Origin of the sequence: Dactylosporangium sp. NPDC006015 (assembly GCF_040614215.1) — a bacterium.
GTDB classification, from domain to species: Bacteria; Actinomycetota; Actinomycetes; order Mycobacteriales; family Micromonosporaceae; genus Dactylosporangium; species Dactylosporangium maewongense.
The window spans coordinates 54,314-71,429 of the sequence record NZ_JBEXUD010000043.1 but is presented as its reverse complement, the minus strand read 5'-3'; the positions used below and the strand labels follow the sequence as shown (position 1 = coordinate 71,429).

Annotated in this window: 16 protein-coding genes; 8 read left to right on the top strand and 8 right to left on the bottom strand. The window is 72.0% G+C overall.

Annotated elements, in window-relative coordinates; genetic code table 11:
- Positions 1-231 precede the first annotated feature (231 nt).
- The 5 genes from ABZ321_RS45590 to ABZ321_RS45570 all read right to left on the bottom strand — a co-directional run bounded on the left by ABZ321_RS45590 (position 232) and on the right by ABZ321_RS45570 (position 7,486).
- A complete protein-coding gene (locus ABZ321_RS45590; protein WP_354902336.1) occupies positions 232-1,842 on the bottom strand; it encodes a CotH kinase family protein in 1,611 nt (536 codons plus the stop codon).
- Positions 1,842-2,519, bottom strand: a complete 678-nt coding sequence (locus ABZ321_RS45585) for a DUF4956 domain-containing protein (protein ID WP_354902335.1) — start codon at positions 2,517-2,519, stop codon at positions 1,842-1,844. The genes ABZ321_RS45590 and ABZ321_RS45585 overlap by 1 nt, the downstream gene beginning before the upstream one ends.
- A gap of 5 nt (positions 2,520-2,524) precedes the next feature.
- Entirely contained in the window at positions 2,525-3,385 is an 861-nt protein-coding gene (locus ABZ321_RS45580) for a polyphosphate polymerase domain-containing protein (protein WP_354902332.1), read from the bottom strand.
- 257 nt (positions 3,386-3,642) lie between these two features.
- A complete protein-coding gene (locus ABZ321_RS45575; RefSeq protein ID WP_354902330.1) occupies positions 3,643-5,805 on the bottom strand; it encodes a glycosyltransferase family 39 protein in 2,163 nt (720 codons plus the stop codon).
- A 379-nt stretch (positions 5,806-6,184) separates the two neighbouring features.
- Complete coding sequence (locus ABZ321_RS45570; protein ID WP_354902328.1) at positions 6,185-7,486, bottom strand: hypothetical protein; 1,302 nt, start codon at positions 7,484-7,486, stop codon at positions 6,185-6,187.
- 596 nt (positions 7,487-8,082) lie between these two features.
- Between ABZ321_RS45570 and ABZ321_RS45565 the strand changes: the two genes are divergently transcribed.
- The 4 genes from ABZ321_RS45565 to ABZ321_RS45550 all read left to right on the top strand — a co-directional run bounded on the left by ABZ321_RS45565 (position 8,083) and on the right by ABZ321_RS45550 (position 10,000).
- Positions 8,083-8,586 carry a hypothetical protein gene (locus ABZ321_RS45565; RefSeq protein ID WP_354902326.1) on the top strand — a complete coding sequence of 168 codons (504 nt, stop codon included), beginning with the start codon at positions 8,083-8,085 and terminating at the stop codon, positions 8,584-8,586.
- A gap of 237 nt (positions 8,587-8,823) precedes the next feature.
- Positions 8,824-9,162, top strand: coding sequence for a pilin (locus ABZ321_RS45560; RefSeq protein WP_354902323.1), 339 nt, complete (start codon positions 8,824-8,826; stop codon positions 9,160-9,162).
- Positions 9,162-9,440: a hypothetical protein gene (locus ABZ321_RS45555; RefSeq protein ID WP_354902320.1), complete on the top strand. Its 279-nt coding sequence runs from the start codon at positions 9,162-9,164 to the stop codon at positions 9,438-9,440. The genes ABZ321_RS45560 and ABZ321_RS45555 overlap by 1 nt, the downstream gene beginning before the upstream one ends.
- A complete protein-coding gene (locus ABZ321_RS45550; RefSeq protein WP_354902317.1) occupies positions 9,437-10,000 on the top strand; it encodes a replication-relaxation family protein in 564 nt (187 codons plus the stop codon). Before ABZ321_RS45555 ends, ABZ321_RS45550 begins: the two co-directional genes overlap by 4 nt.
- Before the next feature lie 48 nt (positions 10,001-10,048).
- Here the strand turns inward: ABZ321_RS45550 and ABZ321_RS45545 are convergent, their stop codons facing one another.
- Complete coding sequence (locus ABZ321_RS45545; RefSeq protein ID WP_344505979.1) at positions 10,049-10,567, bottom strand: VOC family protein; 519 nt, start codon at positions 10,565-10,567, stop codon at positions 10,049-10,051.
- Between the two features lie 92 nt (positions 10,568-10,659).
- On the opposite strand from ABZ321_RS45545, the gene ABZ321_RS45540 reads away from it, so the two are divergent.
- From ABZ321_RS45540 to ABZ321_RS45525, 4 genes are all read left to right on the top strand, one after another.
- Positions 10,660-11,868 (top strand): WYL domain-containing protein, encoded by a 1,209-nt coding sequence (locus ABZ321_RS45540; RefSeq protein WP_354902314.1) that lies wholly within the window; start codon positions 10,660-10,662, stop codon positions 11,866-11,868.
- A 1,064-nt stretch (positions 11,869-12,932) separates the two neighbouring features.
- Positions 12,933-13,982: an ABC transporter permease gene (locus ABZ321_RS45535; RefSeq protein ID WP_354902312.1), complete on the top strand. Its 1,050-nt coding sequence runs from the start codon at positions 12,933-12,935 to the stop codon at positions 13,980-13,982.
- Positions 13,979-14,665, top strand: coding sequence for an ABC transporter ATP-binding protein (locus tag ABZ321_RS45530; RefSeq protein WP_344505982.1), 687 nt, complete (start codon positions 13,979-13,981; stop codon positions 14,663-14,665). Before ABZ321_RS45535 ends, ABZ321_RS45530 begins: the two co-directional genes overlap by 4 nt.
- Before the next feature lie 18 nt (positions 14,666-14,683).
- A complete protein-coding gene (locus tag ABZ321_RS45525; protein ID WP_354902309.1) occupies positions 14,684-15,265 on the top strand; it encodes a helix-turn-helix domain-containing protein in 582 nt (193 codons plus the stop codon).
- Between the two features lie 167 nt (positions 15,266-15,432).
- On the opposite strand, the gene ABZ321_RS45520 is transcribed toward ABZ321_RS45525, so the two are convergent.
- On the bottom strand, positions 15,433-16,671 hold the full coding sequence (locus ABZ321_RS45520; RefSeq protein ID WP_344505984.1) for a sigma-70 family RNA polymerase sigma factor: 1,239 nt from the start codon (positions 16,669-16,671) through the stop codon (positions 15,433-15,435).
- A 64-nt stretch (positions 16,672-16,735) separates the two neighbouring features.
- Positions 16,736-17,107: a YciI family protein gene (locus ABZ321_RS45515; RefSeq protein WP_354902306.1), complete on the bottom strand. Its 372-nt coding sequence runs from the start codon at positions 17,105-17,107 to the stop codon at positions 16,736-16,738.
- Positions 17,108-17,116 lie beyond the last annotated feature (9 nt).

Here is a 17,116-nt window from a genome sequence, read left to right as displayed (position 1 = left end):
CGCCGGTTGCTCCTCTGGGACGTCGACCACACGCTCATCGAAACCCGCGGGCTGGGCGGCGAGCTCCACGCCAACGCGTTCCACACCGCCACCGGCGTCCGCATGCTGCACAAGGCCGAAGTGACCGGGCAGACCGAACCGTCGATCCTCACCGCCACATTACGGCCGCGCTGCATGCCGCGCAGCACCCGCACCCGGGGTCGCCGGGTGCGGGTTCGCGGGGTTGACCGGTCAGCCGCCGGCGATGACGCTGTCGCCGGCGAGGTGTTCGGTTCGCTGCACGATGAGGGTGCGCAGCGTTTCGGCGTCGGACTTGGTCTTCTCGGCGTTGTTGCCCTGGACGGTGCCGAGGACCGTGGTGATGCCGTCGAGGATGTTCAGGGCGTCCGCGCCGGCGTAGATCTTCTTGTACAGCGCGCGGTAGGCGTCGTCATAGGTGGCAGTGAACGCCTTGCTGGCCAGGAACCGTTCCTTGAGTTTGTTGCCGCCGAACCCGCCGCGCCCGCCCATGCCGCCGCCCATGCCCGCGGGTGGTTGCATGCCGGCCGGCGGCTGGAAGTCCCCGCCGTTGCCGCCGCCGGGGAAGCGGCCGCCGCCCATGGAGGTGGTGTCGTGCGGGCCGGTGGTGGCGCTGCCGGAGAAGGACAGGTTGTAGTCCCAGCCGACGACGGAGAACTTCTTGGTCTTCAGGTCGTACCACAGGTAGTAGTTGCGGCCGGGTCCGGCCATGTCGTCGGAGTTGAGCAGCAGGTTCTGCGCCGAGACGTAGCGGGCGAACGACGCGACGTCGACGTGGTCAGCGAGGTGCTTGTCGAAGTCGGCGTCGCTGGCGCTGTGCACCCATTTGATCAGGTCGATGACGGGTTGGAGGTCCTGGCTGCCCTTCTTCGTGATCTGCTTGAAGTCGTCGGCGTAGTCGATGGGGTCGTCGCCCTGGTCGGTGAACGATCCGGTGGCGAGGCTCTTGTAGAGCACGCCGGACTCGCCGAGGGTGCCGGCGAAGTCCTCGTCGGGGTGTTCGACGATGAGCCGGGCGGTGGTCGGCCGGTTGTTGACGGTGAAGCTGGTGTACGCGTACCGCTGCGCGGTCTGCCCGGCCTTGGCGAGGACGTTGAGGGAGACGGCCTCGTTGAGCACCGTGGACCCGCCGCCCATCCCGGCGACGCGGACGGCGATCTCGCGATGGCCCTGGTACCGGCGGCCGTCCGCGAACTCGTCGAAGCGGATCAGCCACGGCAGCGTCTCCGGCTCCTCCGCCTTCAGCGACGCCATGCCGAACCCGCCACCGGGCCTTGCCCCACCACCGCCGGGAAAGCCGCCACCGCCGCCGGGGAAGCCGCCGGCCGGAGGGCCGCCGTTGCCGTTGGCGCCGCCGTTGCGCTGTGGCATCTGTCCGCCCTGACCGCCGGGCTGGGCACCGCCCCGGGCGCCGCCGAACCCGTTCGGCCGTGACTGGCCGTTGCGGGTCAGCCCGGCGAGGGTCGAGTTGCCCTTGAGCCGGATGCCGACACTGTCGATCCGCGTGCCGTCGATGGTGATGTCGGCCTCCAGGAACTCCTTCTCCCCCTCGTCCCAGAACTCGTCGAGGAGCCGCTGGTAGTCGGCGTCCTTGAAGCTGAGCGTGATCGTGTGGGCCTTGGTCTCGTCGAAGAGGTCGGTGGTCCCCGCGATGTCCTCGACGATCTGGTCGCCGTCGTTGTCGCTGGTACTGGTGACCAGCGGCGCCACGCGCACGGTGTCGAACACCACCGCGCACGCGACGAGGAACGCGGCGCAGACCGCGAGCAGCTTCCAGTAGTGCCGGACCCGGACCGGGATGCGGTGCAGCAGCCGGCGGCGCATCACAGGTCCGTCTGGTCGTAACCGGTCAGGACGGTGACGCGCTGCCCGCCCGTGCGCTCGCCGAGCGCCGCGATGAGCTGGCCGGGCTCGTGGCCCTTCTTCAGCCGGACGGTGTACATCAGCTCGCTGAGCGCGCCGCCGCGGATCGACTCGATGCTGACCAGCTCGAACTCGCTGGTGTGCGCGATGAGCACGTCCTGGATGCCGTCGGTGTAGCCGCCGTCCGGCGGGACCTGCACCTTGACCACCTGCCGCTGGACGCTGGCGGCGAACCAGTTGAAGCGGTACATGACGACGATGATGAGACTGATCGCCACCGCCGCGACGATGGCGAGGGTGTAGAACCGGGTGCCGGCGGCCATGCCGACGCCCATCACCAGGAAGATGAACCCGACGTCGCGGGTCTCCTTGATGGCGTTGCGGAACCGGACCACCGACAGCGCCCCGACGAGCGCGAACGCCCGCGCGATGTTCGACCCGACCACCAGCATGATGAGCGCGATCAGCATGCCGAGGATGACGAGCGTCTGCACGTACGACTGGCTGTAGGACACGTTGCGGTGGGTGAACCGGTACACCCAGCCGATCATCGCGCTGAGCACGAACGACAGCGACAGGGCGATCGCGATGTCACCGACGCTGAACGTGCCGGACAGGTCCTGAACTTCGAACGGCATGACGGTCAGACCTCACTACGAGAATCGGGGTGGGCGGAGGCCGTTGCGAGGGCATCGGCGGGGTCGGTGTCTGGGACGTGGAAGATCGAGCGCGGGGCACGGCCGTACGCCTCCACGCTCTGGCAGTACTTCGAGATCCGGGCGACGGACAGGTTGAGCTCGGCGGCGAGGTCGGTCAGCCAGTACGGGACCCGCTCGTTGGCCTTGAACTCCACCACGGCGAGGCGGGCCGGGATGGCGAGCCGGTTCTCCGCGTCGGCGGCCAGGTGGAAGTCCCGGTCCCGGCCACGGACCCGCTGGTCGACGGTGACCCGCAGGCCGGCCTCGGCACCTCGGCCGACGAACGCCTCCCGCTGGTACCCCGTCATCGCCACCGGCCGCAGGTCGAGACGGCTGACCAGTTCCAGGACCTCCTGCACGAACGCGCCGTCCTCGACGAGCTCCCGCTGGTCGCACAGCCGCAGGGCCTGCCGGTACGGCAGCGCGACCCGCCGCTTCTGGGTGACCCGGTTGACCCGCTGCTTGATCTCCACGAACACGTTCGTGTCGTCGTCGACGGCGAACCGGTCGCCGTAGTGGCGGATGCGCAGCTTGCGCCGGAACCGCAGGCCCTCGATCTTCTCCCAGTAGAAGCGCAGGTCCCGGGTGTCGTAGTAGGTGCTCCACACCCCGTACCCGCCGTCGGTGCCGTGGCTGTCCCGGTCCAGGCGCCGGTCCAGCTCGTCGCGCAGCGCCGGCAGGGCGGTGACCGGCATCAGGTACTTGATCTCGTACCGGTTGAACGCGTGCAGCCTGCTCGGCGCCCGCAGTGCGTGCCCGGCGTGGTCGTCGTTGCCGGCGTCCGGCGAACCGGTGGAGTCCGGCACCGGGGAATCGGGGCCGGCGTCCGGCGGCACCTCGCGTCGTCGTCGGAACGGCCATCGCATAGTTCGTCGCCAATCTGAGGTCGGCCAGGACAAAAGAGACACAACCAGCCGAACCTCAGAGCAGCCTTTGAACAGCATGCAAACTACACATGAACGCGAGGTGTACGCCGAGCCGTGGCCGCGCCGGTCGAGGCTACGACCCTCGCCGTCCTCCGGAGGCGGAAACGTGGATCTTCACAGGGGTTGCGGAGGCTCGTTCAGGGGCCGCAGCGGTAGAGCACCTCGGTAACAGTGCCGGCAATACCGTCCGGGGCCTCGGTGCAGGCGGACCGCACCCAGTCGGCGATCCCGGTCGTGGCGCCACCCATGCGACCAGGGCCGGCACCTTCGGACAGCAGCACGTAGCGCAGCTCGCCGCGGTCGACCATGCCCCGCAGCGCGGTGAGGGTCGGCTGCGGCACGGTGCCACTGAACCCGCCCATCGGCAGGTAGGGCCGGCCCGTGGCCATGATGTACGGCCCGGCGGTGTTCCACGAGCTCATCGCGGCCACGAACCGGGCACCGCCGCGGTGGGCGATCAGGTACTCGTCGAGCTGCCGCTGTTCGGCGGTGAGCGCGTCGCTCGCGCCGCCGAACCGGACCCCGCCGGGCGCCTGGCCACCCGGGAACCCGCCACCCGGGAACCCCCCGCCTGGGGACCCGCCGCCTGGGGACCCGCCACCCGGGAAAGCACCGCCCGGGAAGCCGCCGCCGGGGAGCCCGCCGCCGGTGGGACCGCCCGGGAACTGGCCGTTGCCCGGACCCTGCCCGCCGGGCATCCGGGCGCCGCCGCCGAGGCCCTCCCGCGCCGCCGGGCCGGCCGAGGCGTCGAAGGCGCTGCCACCGTACCGCGCGTCGAGCACCGAGGCCGCCCAGGCGCTCGGTACCGCCACCATCGCCGCGACCGCGAAGGCCATCGCGGCGACCAGGACCCGCTGCCCGGACGCGCGCGGACGGCCGACCGCCGCCACGACGAGGACCGGCAGCGCGAGCATGGCGGTGCCCAGCACCACCCACGGCAGCCAGGGCAGGAAGTCGGGGAACCGCCGGCTCAGGTACACCGTCCAGGCCAGCTCCGCCACGAGGAGCACCGGCAGCTGCCACGGCGCGGTCCGGTCCCGAAGGCCGCGCCACGCCTGCACCACCGCGGCCGCCGACAGCGCCGCGAGCGGCGGCGCGAGGGACGCCATGTACGCCGTGTGCGGGATCATCATCGAGCTGAACACCGCCGCGACCGTCACCAGCCACAGCCCCCAGAACAGATGGTTGGCCCGGACGGGATCCGTGCGCGGCGACCGCCTCCGGGCGATCAGGCCGAATGCCAGGCCCAGCAGGGCGAGGGGGTACAGCCAACCGATCTGCGAGCCGTACCGGGAGCCGACGAGCTTCGCCGCGCCTTCACCGCCCGGCCCGCCGCCGCGCGGGCCGCCCTCGGTGGCCGATCCGGGGCCGCGCTGGTCGAACTGCGTCCCGGCGGGCGGCTCGAAGCCACCCGGTCCGCCGCTGCCGGGTCCGCCGCTGCCGGTGAACATGGACTGGACCGCGCCCGGCACGTGCAGCCCGAACCGGTCGATGCCGTTGTAGCCGAACACCATCGCGATCGCGCTGTTGTTGGTGCTGCCGTCGACGTACGGGCGGTGCGCGTCCGGCGTCAGCTCGTACAGCGCGACCCACGACACCGACACGGCCAGCATCACCGCGCCCGCCGCGCCCAGCTGACCCAGCCGGCGCCGCCACGAACCGGGCGCGGCCACCAGGTAGGTGACGGCCATCGCCGGCAGGACCATCCACGCCTGCATCATCTTGGCCTGGAAGCCGACCCCGATCCACACGCCGGCCAGTACCAGCGACCGCAGCCGCCCCTCGATCAGCGCCCGCTGGAACGCGTCCGCCGCGAGGACCAGGCACATGGTGAGCAGGCCGTCCTCCATCGGATGCCCGAACATCGACGCGACGACCGGGGTGAGCCCGAACAGCCCGGCCGCCAGCAGCCCAGCCGCGGGCCCGGCGAAGCGCCGGCCGATGCGATACATCACCAGGACCGCGACGACACCCTCGACGACCTGCGGCAGGGTCAGCGACCAGGCGTGGTACCCGAAGATCCGCGCCGACAGCGCCTGCGGCGCGAACGACCCCGCGAGCTTGTCGATGGTGATCGTCGCGCCCGGGTCCAGGGCACCGTAGAAGAACGCCTTCCAACTCACCGACATGCTCTTCGCCGCGACCGAGTAGAACATCGCGAAGCCGCTGTCCCGGATGCGCCAGGCGTACAACACGGCGGCCGCGGCCGCGACCGCGAGCAGCGCCGGCCGCGCCCAGCCCGGCTGCCCCTCCGGCGACCGCCAGAACCCCAGCCGACCCGGAACCCGAATCGTCCGCACAACCACCACTCCTGGGCATGTATCCGCTTGATCCCGCGAAGCAGTCTGCCGGTCGAACGTTGCACAAGCCGCCGATCCATCTCAAAGAAGCCTCAGAGAATTGAAAACACTGGGTGCTCGCCGCCGGCGGGGCACGGAGCAGCGGACCGCCACCACCGACGAGATGAGCCGCGACCGACGGCCCGGACGACTCCGTCGGACTCTTCCAGCAACGCCCCGCCCGAGGCTGGTGCACCCGCGAACAGCTCCTGGACCCGGCGTAGCTTCTCCGCGGCCCTGCTCGCCCTCGACGGCTGGCAACAGATGCCGCTGACCGTCGCCGGCCAAGTTGTACACCCGCGAGAGGGAGCGCCGCGCAGCGTCCCGGCCGGCTGGTCGGTCAGGTCGTCGAGTGCAGCGTCAATGCTTCGTGGTAGTCGCTGAGGGCGTCGGGATAGCGGTGTCCGGCAGTGAGGATCATCGCCCGGTCGGTCAGTGCGTGGATGAGCGCCCGCCGGCCGGTCGCAGTGGTTCGGGCGTGTAGGCGGCGGGCGACGTCGACGCTGTCGTCGAAGGCGGGTAAGGCTGGTTCGAGGAAGCGGTGGCCGTGGCGCCACAGCCCGTACACGCCGGTGCGGATGGCCAGCCGGCGTCGCAGCGCGGCGAGTTCGGGCAGGCGGTGTTCGCGGCGGGCCGTGTCGCGGAGGGTGCCGGGCCGGTCGGAGGCGGGGGCCTCGCGCCGGGCGATCCCGGATTCGTCGAAGTAGCGCTCCCGCAGGTCGGGCGACCATTGGTCGGGGTCGACGCCGAACGCGGGTCGGGGCCGGCCGGCTGTGTGCGGCTCGGCGTTGCTGGCCTGGACGGCCAGTAGCACGCCGGCGTAGGAGAACTGGTACCCGCTCCAGTGCTTGGGTTCTCCGGTGGCGGCCAGTCGGCGGAGCAGGTCGAGTGCCTCGCGGCGGGCTGCGTCGGCGTCGTCGGCGCGGCCCGCGCGGTCGAGGAGCAGTGCGTGCCAGATCAGGGTGTGGAATACGACGCTGAGGGAGGTCCTGTCTGCGGCCAGTTTGGCCCGGTCCTCGTCGAGGATCGCACTCAGTGTCTTGACCGCGGCGTCTGTGTTGCCGGCAGCGTCCAGTTCGGCGGTCAGGCTCAGCCGGTCCCAGGTGCAGGTGCCCCAGGCGTCCTCCCGCAGGATGACGTCGAGGAGTTCGGTGAGGGCGGCCGCCGCGTCGGCGTGCCGGCCTTCCTCGGCGAGCCCATGAGCCCAGGAACGGAGTCCCCGTTCGACCCAGCCGCGTTCCCCGGCCGTGAACGCCAGGCGGTTCGCCGTGGCCATCTCCTCGCGGACCGCGAGGCCTTCAGCGCGGCGGCCCAGCTGATACAGGGTGCGCTGGTACGAGTCGAGAGTCTGCACGACAAGTTCGCCGCGTCGCGGCTCGTCGCGTCGCACGCTCCGGGCGGCGGCGGCTGCCTCCTCCAGCAACGCCAGCCGGGTCTGCGGCGAGGCATGGTGGCCGGACGGGTAGCTGAGGCTCAGCAACGCCTTGGCCAGGTGAGCCTGGTAGGCGCGGTGGTTGACCCGGGTCAAGATCCGGTACGCCATGACCTTCTCGTAGGGACTCGGCCCGCGCGATCCGATCAGGATCGTGCGGGCCCACATCTCGAGTTCGTAGCCCACGGTGTCTTGGCCGCCAACAGTCATCCGTTCTCCTTCCGCCCTGGCCCGGCGAGCTTAGGCGGAAGAAACCGCAGGTCAACAGGCCTGAATGACCGAATGACCGGTGACGATGCCCGCGGTATGCTGGTGGCAGCATCGACCTCGGCCCTGGCCCCGGCCCCGGCGGCACCGACGATGTGTGGCAGCGGCACGACGGTCACCGGGTGCCGCCGAGGCGTTCGCTGCGACATGAGGCGCAGCGGTCGGCCGGTTGGTGGCGATGATCGCGGCAGCGGGGCACCTCGGGTGTCGGGGGCAGCGCGGCGCCGCGCGGGGTGTTCGGCTCGCGCGCGTGAGGATCGTTCCCTGACGTACTGGACGTTCGGCGGGCGGTATTGCGTCCGGGGTTCCCGGTACGCAGCTGGTCCGGGGTCCCCGGGGCACCGTCCCCCGGGGAGGACCGCCCCCGGGCGTTTTGCCCGGGGGTGCCGGCTTCCTCGTTCACGGTGCCGTCGGCGGGTGCGGGCGGCCGCATGATGACGGTGTACCGGTTCGCGCCGCGGGGGCCGGCGGCGATGGCGACGTGCAGGTGCCCGCCCGCTTCGAGGCGGCGTGGCGATGTCGGTGACCGTGACGCGGAGGTGCTGGCGGGGTTCCTGGACCGGTTGCGGACCGTCGACGTGGACCGGCCGCGGATCGCGGGCCGGCTGCTGGACGGTGCGGAGCGGGCGGTGAAGGCGGCGATGCGGCGGGCCACGGACCTGGTGGTCGAGCCGTTGACCCGCCGCGATGAGGAGCGGGCCCCGGTGTGGACGCCGCCGCTGGGTTCGATGCCGCCGCAGCGGCCGTGGGACCACCCGGACTGGTTGCTGGCACGGGCGGTGGCGGCGGGGGTGATCGGTGCCGAGGAGTGGACGCTGATCGCCCGGACCCGGTTGGAGGGGTGCTCGGTGCGGTCGGTGGCGGCCGTGCTCGGTGTCGATGCCGGGCTGGCGGCGGCGTGGCGGCGGCGGGCGGAGCGGGATCTGGTCGCGGCGATCCGCAGCGGTGAGCTCGATCATGTGCTGCTGCCGGTGGTGCCGTCGGCGGCGGATCGGGCGCGGCGGGACCGCCGGCCACCGGTCGCGGTGGCTGTCGCGGCGTGAGGCCGCGGACCTGTCCGGCGATGCCGGTTGGCCGCGGTTGGCCGCCGTTGGCCGCTGTTGGTCGCTGTTGGTCGGGGGCGCCCGGCGGGCGCGACGGTTGGCCACCCAACCGGGGCCTTGTACGGGCGGGAGGACGGGTCGGTCACGGCACCGCCTTCCGCGTCACCCGCGGCGAGCGCCGGTGGCGCCGTCCGTCCGTTGCGACTCCCCCGCTGTGCCGGGGGTGGAGGTGGGCTCATGTTCCGCACTGTTGTCCGGGTGGTGGTGGCCGTCGCGGTCGCCGCCGGTCTGCTCCTGCTGCCGGGTGCTCCGGCGTACGCCGCCGATCCGGTCCCGCTCGCCGTCAACGACCTGCCGACGGTCATCGCGAACCTCACCAGCACGGTGACGACGCTGCTGGCGGCGGTCGCGACGTTGTTCCTCACCATCGGCGGGTTCCGGCGGGTGACGTCCGGCGGTGACCCGGCGGAGGTGGAGAAGTCCAACCAGGCGCTGCGTTCGGCGGCGATCGGCTACGCCCTGGCGGTGCTGGCGCCGGTGCTGCTGACGCTGCTCAAGGGGATCGTGGGCAGCTGATGGGCGACTTCTTCGTCAACGAGGTGATCGGCGGGCTGGCGAAGGTGGTCGCCGCGTCGCTGGACCTGCTGTGGGGATTCCTGGCCGGTACGGCGTTCTCGACGCCGGACGTGACGTCGCTGCCGCAGGTGGTGGCCATCTCCGGGCGTTCGCTGGTGATCGTGAACGCGTCGTTCGTGCTGGCGGTCCTCGCCGCCGGGGTCGTGGTGATGGGCCGGGAGACGGTCCAGTCCCGGTACGGGCTGGCCGAGCTCGCGAGTACCAGGACCGGATCGTGATCAGCCCGCAACTGCGGCACACCGTCGGCACCAACGACGTCTTCATCGGGCTGCTCGCCCACGCCCGGACGGTCCCCGAGCACCGGCTGGCCCGCTGGTGGTCCGGCGCGACGATCGCCGCCGTGCTCGACAGCCGAGTCGTCCCCGACGGGCACGGCGTGTGGCGGGAGGGCGATCATACGGTCGCGTTCTACCTCGAGTACGACACCGGCACCGAGACCCTGTCGACCGTCGCCGCGAAGCTGCCCGCGTACCGCCGGGTCCAGGACCTCGGCGGGCCTCGCTGGCCGGTGCTGTTCGTCCTGCCCAGCCGGCTGCGGGAAGGCAACCTCCGGCAGCGGCTCGCCGCCACCGGCACGTCCGGGGTCACCGTCGCGACCACGTCACAGGACCGGGTCGACACCGACCCGGCCGGACCGATCTGGGCGCTCGCCGGCGACACCGGCCCCCGGCGGCGCCTGATCGACGTGCCGTGCGAGCTGGGTTCCGCAAGTCCTCTGAACCCTGGTCCGGCGACACCTGACCAGGATCCGCTACGGCTGCTGCGCGAACCGGACTGAACGCCTCCGCGGTCGGACGGGACCTTGCTGGGCTTGACGGTGACGGGCTCAGCCCATCGGCAGGCGGCTGACGACGCTGTCGGTGCGGCCACTCAGTTCCCGGTCCAGGGTCTCCTGGGCGTCGCGCATGGCTTCGGCGTACGCCGGTTCGGCGAGCCGTCGCATTCCTTCCTCCGCAGCCACGTCCTCGACCACCGCGCTGATCCACCAGATGTTGCCGAACGGGTCACGTACCCGGCCACCCCGCTGACCGAAGGCCTGGGTGGCCGGTGCGGTGACCACGCGAGCCCCAGCGGCGACCCCGCGCTCGATCGTCCGATCGGCGTCGGCGACGAAGACCCGCAGGAGCGACGGCATGGCGGGCCAGTCAGGTAGCCGGTCGAAGGCGAGCAGGACGGTGTCGCCGACGCGGATCTCGGCGTGGCCGATCGTTCCGTCTTCCAGCTGTACGCGCCCCAGCTCGACGCCGTCGAACACCGCGGTGATGAAGTCCAGCAACTGCCCGGTGTCGGGCGTGACGATCCACGGCGCGACGGTCGTGTACCCGGCCGGTGGGGCGCTGCTCATGAGAATCTCCCTCGTGTCGGAGCGGACCTGCGCGCCCACGGTAGGCGTCGTATAGGTCACTTCCAGTCCTAGTCCGGCGGCACCATGTCGGCATGTCCGACGCGCTTGCCCGGCTGCTGTCCCTGCTGTCGCTGTTGCAGACCCCTCGGCTCTGGCCGGGAAGCAAGCTGGCGCAGCGACTCGGCGTGTCCGGCCGGACCGTGCGGCGCGACATCGACCGGTTGCGCGAGCTGGGCTACCCGGTGCACGCCGTGCAGGGCGGGCTGGGCGGATACCGGCTGACGGCCGGCACGGCGATGCCGCCGCTGCTGCTGGAGGACGACGAGGCGGTCGCCGTCGCCATCGGGCTGTGCACGGCGGCGACGCAGGCGGTGGCCGGGGCGGACGAAGCTGCGGTGCGGGCCCTCCGCAAGCTGCTCCAGGTGCTGCCGCCCCGGCTGCGCCGCCGGGTCGAGACACTGACCTCCTCCACCGTGACCCACCCGTTCGCGCTGGCCGTGGATCCGGTGAACCCCGACGCGCTGATCGTCACCGCCGCGGCGATCGCCAACCACGAGCGGCTGCGGTTCCGGTACCGCGACGAGGACCGGCACGTCGAGCCGCGCGCTCTGGTGACGGCCGGGAGGCGCTGGTACCTGCTCGCGTTCGATCTCGATCGCGACGATTGGAGGACCTTCCGGCTGGACCGCGTCACCCGGCTCGCCGCGACCGGCGCCCGGGCGGTCACGAGGGAGATGCCCGGCGGGGACGTCGCCGCCTTCGTCGCGAGCCGGACGATGCAGATGGCCCCCACCTTCCCCGGCCGACGTCGTGATCCACGCTCCGGCCGCCCACGTGGTGGACCGATTCGGCGGGCCGCCGCCCGGTACCCTGACCGACCGGCCGGACGGGACCTGCCGGTGGCTCGCGCCGCCGGACACCGGCGAATGGCATGCGCGCCGGCTGGCGTCGATCGGGCTGCCGTTCGAGGTCAGCGGCCCGGCGCAGCTGGCCGCCCACCTCAGCTCGATAGCCGTGCTGTTCCAGGCGGCCACAGCCGAATCAGGCGCCGGGCAGGGACGCGATCGCAGAAACGGACGGTTGAGTGCATCCACCGTTCAGTCGCACCGGTGGCTCACCGACCGTGTGTCGCGCGGTCGATCCGCTGCGACGCGCCGTCGAGCGGGGCCCGACACTCATGCACCAACCGATTGCCCGCCAGAGGGCCGGGTCCGGTGGCACCTACTCAGGACGCCGTTCGTGCGCCACGCATGAGACCGCCCGAGTCCTGGGCTGCCATCAGGGCTCCAGCGATTAGGTGACGATCGCTCGGATGGCGCCGGAGATTGCGCCTACGGCGGCCGGGGAGCTCGCGCCGTTCAGGTCGAGTCAGCCGACCGCCAACATCAACGGACGTCACATCGGCCCTTCGTCGGTGGCGCCTATGCGGTACGGGACAACTCGATGGACACCTTGAACGCGGGCGGCGACCCAGGAGCGGGCGCCGGTGGATCGCGATCCGCACTGATCCGCGCCACCAGGACGATGAGCACGAGCATCACCGCGAGAGCGCCTACCGCGAGAGCGGCATCACGGCGGCCGTTGGCCGGTGGCGCATCGCCCATGTTCCCCTGGCTCAGTGCTCACGACAACCCGTCGACATCGAGGGTACGGGCGGCCGTTCACCCGGAATGTCGGGCACGAGGGCAGAGTGCCCGCCCGTCCGTCGGACACGGCGCGACGGTCCTGTCCGCGGCACCGCGCACCACCAACCCCGTCCCAGCTGATCGGCTGGGTGCTCGGCGCACGCGTCCACCATCGCTGAACCAGCGGGTTCAGTTCGGGGTGCGGAGGCAGGAGTCTCTCGCGGCGGCGCAGCGGCCGGGCGCGACGGTCGGTGAGCAGCTCGACGCAGGCGGCAGTCAGGGAGCCGAGCAGCGCCGCGTCACCGGTTGCGACCCTCGGTTGTCCGCCGAGAGCTCACCGGCGGGTCGGCGGACCAGGTGTGGATAGGCCGGTGCGCGTGCCGCGCTCGCGTTGACGTGCGCGATCGTGGCGGCGGCAGTTGCCGGGAACAGCATGTGGACGCTGGTCCCGCAGCGCCCTGGCCGCGACGTCGCGGCCGAGCGCGCCCGCGGTGCGTGTCAGACCTACGCCCCTGAGCCGGCCGCGACGCGCTCATCTGGCCGATGAGCGCGTCCGACTCCTAAAGGCGCTGGCCTGCGCGCCGCCGACTACAACCCGCTGCAGTCGTCCGTCCACCTCTCCCGCGCGTCTAGCCGACATCGTGTCGGTATAGTTGCCGACGCGATGTCGGCAAGTGATGGGAGAGGTCATGTTCCTGGCGTTGCGCGAACTGCGGTTCGCGCGTTCGAGATTCGCTTTGATGGGTGCGGTAGTGGCGCTGATCGCGGTGCTCATGGTGCTGCTGTCCGGCATGTCGTCTGGACTGGTGAACGATGGTGTCTCCGGGCTGCGGCGGATGCCGGTCACCGCGTTCGGGTTCGCCGAGGGAACCCGGGTGGACGGTGCGTTCTCGCGCAGCGTTGTCGATACCAGGCAGGTGGAGGCCTGGCGCGGGCAGCCCGGTGTGGAGGCGGCCGAGCCGTTCGGCAACATGCTGGTGAACGCACACAGTGGTGCCGGGGCGCCGATCGACCTGGCGCTGTTCGGCGTGCGGCCGGGCTCGTTCCTGGACCCGACGCCCGCCAGCGGATCGCGGCTGGGCAGCGCGGACGGGCTGGTCGTCTCCAGCACGCTGCTCGACGCCGGGCTACGCCTCGGCGACACGGTGACCGTCGACCGGCTCGGCGTCAAACTGACGGTGATCGGGGCTACCGCCGATCAGCGGACATTCGGGCACGTCGACGTGGCCTACCTGCCGCTCGACACCTGGCGCCGGATCCACACCGGCGCCGACGGCGAGGCGACCGCCGTGGCGATCCTGGCGCGCAATGGTGCCACACTCGACCTCGCGGCCGGGGACGCCGCCGCGCGCACCACCAGCCTGACGCTCGCCGACGCGTACGCGACCTCGCCCGGCTACACCGCCGAAACCTCGACCCTCACCCTCATCCAGGTCTTCCTGTACGCCATCTCGGCCCTGGTCGTGGGCGCGTTCTTCACGGTGTGGACCATCCACCGCCAGCACGAGCTGGCCGTCCTGCGGGCGATCGGCGCGTCCCGGGTGTACCTGCTGCGCGACGGCCTCGCCCAGGCACTACTCATTCTGCTGGCCGCCTGCGCCGCTGGGGTGCTGGCCGGACTGGGCCTGGGCGCCCTCGTGGCCGGCGGAGACGTGCCGTTCACCCTGGAACCGCCTGCCGTCCTGACCGCGGCCGGGCTGCTCATCGCGCTCGGCCTGCTCGGCGCGGCCACCGCCATCGTCCGTATCGCCACGGTGAACCCGCTGGCCGCCCTGGGAGCACAGCGATGAAGCTCGACACCGCCACCCGCACCGGATTGCGCCTGGCCGAGGTCACCCTGCGCCTGGGCGACGGCGACGACACCATCAAGGCACTGGACGCGGTGAGCCTCACCGTCGCGCCCGGCGAGCTGGTGGCGGTGGTCGGGCCGTCCGGCGCCGGCAAGTCCAGCCTGCTCGCCGTGGCCGGCGGGCTGACCGTCCCGGACGAGGGCACCGTCACCGTCGACGGCGACGACCTGGCCGCCATGCGCCCGGCGGCACGGACCGCCTACCGGCGCGAGCACATCGGGTTCGTCTTCCAGAGCGGCAACCTCATCCCGGCGTTGACCGCGATCGACCAGCTGCGGCTCATCCACCACCTCGACCGGCGGCGGACCGGGGCGCCGGACGCCGCGGCGCTGCTCGAAGCGGTCGGGATGGCCGACAAGGCGCATCGGCGCCCGCACCAGCTCTCCGGCGGGGAACGGCAGCGCATCGGCATCGCCCGGGCGCTGATCGGCGGCCCGTCGCTGCTGCTGGCCGACGAGCCGACGGCGGCCCTCGACCGGGCCCGCAGCCGCGAGGTGGTCGAGCTGCTGGCCCGCGAGACCCGGCGCGCCGGCGTGGCCACCGTGATGGTCACGCACGACACAGATGTGCTCGCGGACTGCGACCGGGTGGTAGAAATGGTCGACGGAACGCTGTCCGGCTAGGCGACGGAGGGAGGCACGGTGCCGCGCATCTCGGCGCCCACCGTCGCTGAGCACCGCGCCGCCAAGCATCGCGCGCTGCTCGACGCGGCCCGTGCCATCCTGGCCGAGGAGCCGGGCGCCGCGCCGTCGCTCGCGGCGGTCGCCGGCCGCGCCGGCCTGGCCCGCTCCTCGGCCTACGAGTACTTCCGCTCGCGCCAGGACCTGCTCGACGCGCTGATCCAGGACGTGTTCCCGCGCTGGTCGACCCGGGTGACGGACGCGATGGCCGCGGCGGGCGGTCCGGGCGCGCGGGTGCTGGCATACGTCGACACCAACCTCGCGCTGGTCGCCGAGGGCGAGCACGCGGTGGCCCGGGCCCTCGCCGCGATCGCGCCCGGGCAGCAGCTGCACGACAGCAGCCGCGCCATGCACGAGCAGCTGTCCCACCCGCTGATCGACGCGCTGCGGGCGATGGACCTGCCGGACCCGGCCACCACCGCCGAGCTGATCAACGCGATCGTCTACAGCGCGTCCAGTCTCATCGAGGCGGGTGGCGACCCTGCCCGCGTCCGCGCCCGAGCCGGTGAACTGCTCGGGCCGTTCCTACGCAACGCACGGTAACCGTTGCGACGCGCGCCAGCACGGGCCTCCACATCGGCCGACTTGGCATCAGCTTCTGCCGCCGTTGGTGCGCGGCGTTCCGTCGCTACTCGTAACGGTGGGTGATTGAATCCTGCGGCGCCGAGGCTTTCTGAACTGCCGATGTGCGGACGCTGGCCGGCGATCGGTCAGCCGAGGCGGCGGGCTCGGCGTTGGAGGTACCGCTGTTCGACCTGGTTCTGGGTCAGGGCGGATGCTTCGCGGTACCGCGCCGCCGCGCCGGCGGTGTCACCGGTCATCTCGAGCAGATGTGCGCGAACGGCGCGTTCGCGTTGCCGGGTCAGCGGTTCCTCGTCCAGGTGGTAGCCCCGGTTGAGGTCGTCGAGCAGGGCCAGCCCGCGGGCCGGCCCGTACGCGTGCGCGACCGCGACCACCCGGCTCAGCCGCACCGGCGCGGTCGGACTGAGTCGTTCGAGACCCAGGTACAGTGCCGCGATCTGTGGCCAGTCCGTGCGGTCCGGCGACGCGGCCGCGGCGTGCACGGCCGCGATCGCCGCCTGCAACTGGTATGGGCCGACCTCGCGCCTGCGCCAGACGCTGTCGATCAGCTCGGTGCCCTCACGGATCAGCTCGGGATCCCACCGGGTTCTGTCCTGCTCCTCCAACGGCACCAGCTCGTCGCCGTCGGTACGGGCGGCGCGTCGCGACTCGGTCAGCAGCATCAGGGCGAGCAGCCCGGTCACCTCGGCGTCGTCCGGCAGGCAGTCGCGGAGCATACGGGTCAGCCGGATCGCCTCGCGGGTCAGGTCGACGCGGGCGAGCTCGTCGCCGGTGGAGGCGGTGTAGCCCTCGTTGAAGATCAGGTAGAGCACCTGCATGACGGCGTTCATGCGGCTGTCGCGGTCGGCGTCGGTCGGCGGGGTGAACCGGGCGCCGGCGCGGGCCAGTTGCTGCTTGGCGCGACTGATCCGGGCGCCCATGGTGTTCTCGGCCGTCCCGTAGGCGTGTGCGATCTCCGTGGTCGTCAGGCCGCCGACCGCACGCAGCGTGAGCGCCACCTGAGAGGTGGGGCTCAGCGCGGGGTGGCAGCACAGCAGCAGGATCGTGAGACTGTCGTCGGTTTCCAGCGCGGGGCGCGCCCGTCGGGCCGGGTCCTGCATCGCCAGTTCGCTGATGCCGGCGTGCCGTTCGCGGCGGCGTCGGGCCTGGTCGGTGCGGAGCAGGTCGACCATCCGCCGGTACCCGATCCGGATCAGCCAGCTGCGCGGGTTCTCCGGCACGCCGTCCGTCGGCCACGCCCGGCTCGCGACGAGCAGCGCCTCCTGTACCGCGTCCTCGGCGGCGTCGAAGTGGCCGAAGCGCCGCACCAGCGCGCCGAGCACCTGCGGCGCCTCGGTGCGCAGCAGGTGCTCGACATCCGGCGTCACGCCGGTACCGCCGTTCGTATGCCCGCCCGGTCTGCCGCCGTCCGGCGACGCTGGGTACGGCGGGTCATGCCGCGAAGTCCGCGCCCATGATCGGCCGGATCTCCATCGGCTCGCCCAGAACCTCGACCATCCGCGAGACGATCTCGACGGCACGCTCCTGGCTGCTCACGTCGATCACCGCGAAGCTGGCCAGGACCTCCTTGAGCTCGACGAACGGGCCGTCTGTGGCCACCACGCCGGTCGGGGTCCTGCGGACCGTGGTGCTGACCGCCGGGTGACCGAGCCCCTCGCTGCTGACGAACTCGCCGGTCTCGACCAGCTCCTGTTCGAACCGCTGGTACGCGGCGAACGCGGCCAGCGCCTCGTCAGACGGGGTGTCGGCGGTCGCAGCGTCCCAGGCGGCGGCCGGCGTGTAGCTGAGCAGCAGATACTTCATGGTCATCCT

Coding starts and splice junctions, on each gene's coding strand:
- ABZ321_RS45590 (WP_354902336.1), bottom strand. CDS start 1,842: ATGCGCCGCCGGCTGCTGCACCGCATCCCGGTCCGGGTCCGGCACTAC.
- ABZ321_RS45585 (WP_354902335.1), bottom strand. CDS start 2,519: ATGCCGTTCGAAGTTCAGGACCTGTCCGGCACGTTCAGCGTCGGTGAC.
- ABZ321_RS45570 (WP_354902328.1), bottom strand. CDS start 7,486: ATGACTGTTGGCGGCCAAGACACCGTGGGCTACGAACTCGAGATGTGG.
- ABZ321_RS45560 (WP_354902323.1), top strand. CDS start 8,824: ATGTTCCGCACTGTTGTCCGGGTGGTGGTGGCCGTCGCGGTCGCCGCC.
- ABZ321_RS45555 (WP_354902320.1), top strand. CDS start 9,162: ATGGGCGACTTCTTCGTCAACGAGGTGATCGGCGGGCTGGCGAAGGTG.
- ABZ321_RS45545 (WP_344505979.1), bottom strand. CDS start 10,567: ATGAGCAGCGCCCCACCGGCCGGGTACACGACCGTCGCGCCGTGGATC.
- ABZ321_RS45540 (WP_354902314.1), top strand. CDS start 10,660: ATGTCCGACGCGCTTGCCCGGCTGCTGTCCCTGCTGTCGCTGTTGCAG.
- ABZ321_RS45535 (WP_354902312.1), top strand. CDS start 12,933: ATGGGTGCGGTAGTGGCGCTGATCGCGGTGCTCATGGTGCTGCTGTCC.
- ABZ321_RS45530 (WP_344505982.1), top strand. CDS start 13,979: ATGAAGCTCGACACCGCCACCCGCACCGGATTGCGCCTGGCCGAGGTC.
- ABZ321_RS45515 (WP_354902306.1), bottom strand. CDS start 17,107: ATGAAGTATCTGCTGCTCAGCTACACGCCGGCCGCCGCCTGGGACGCT.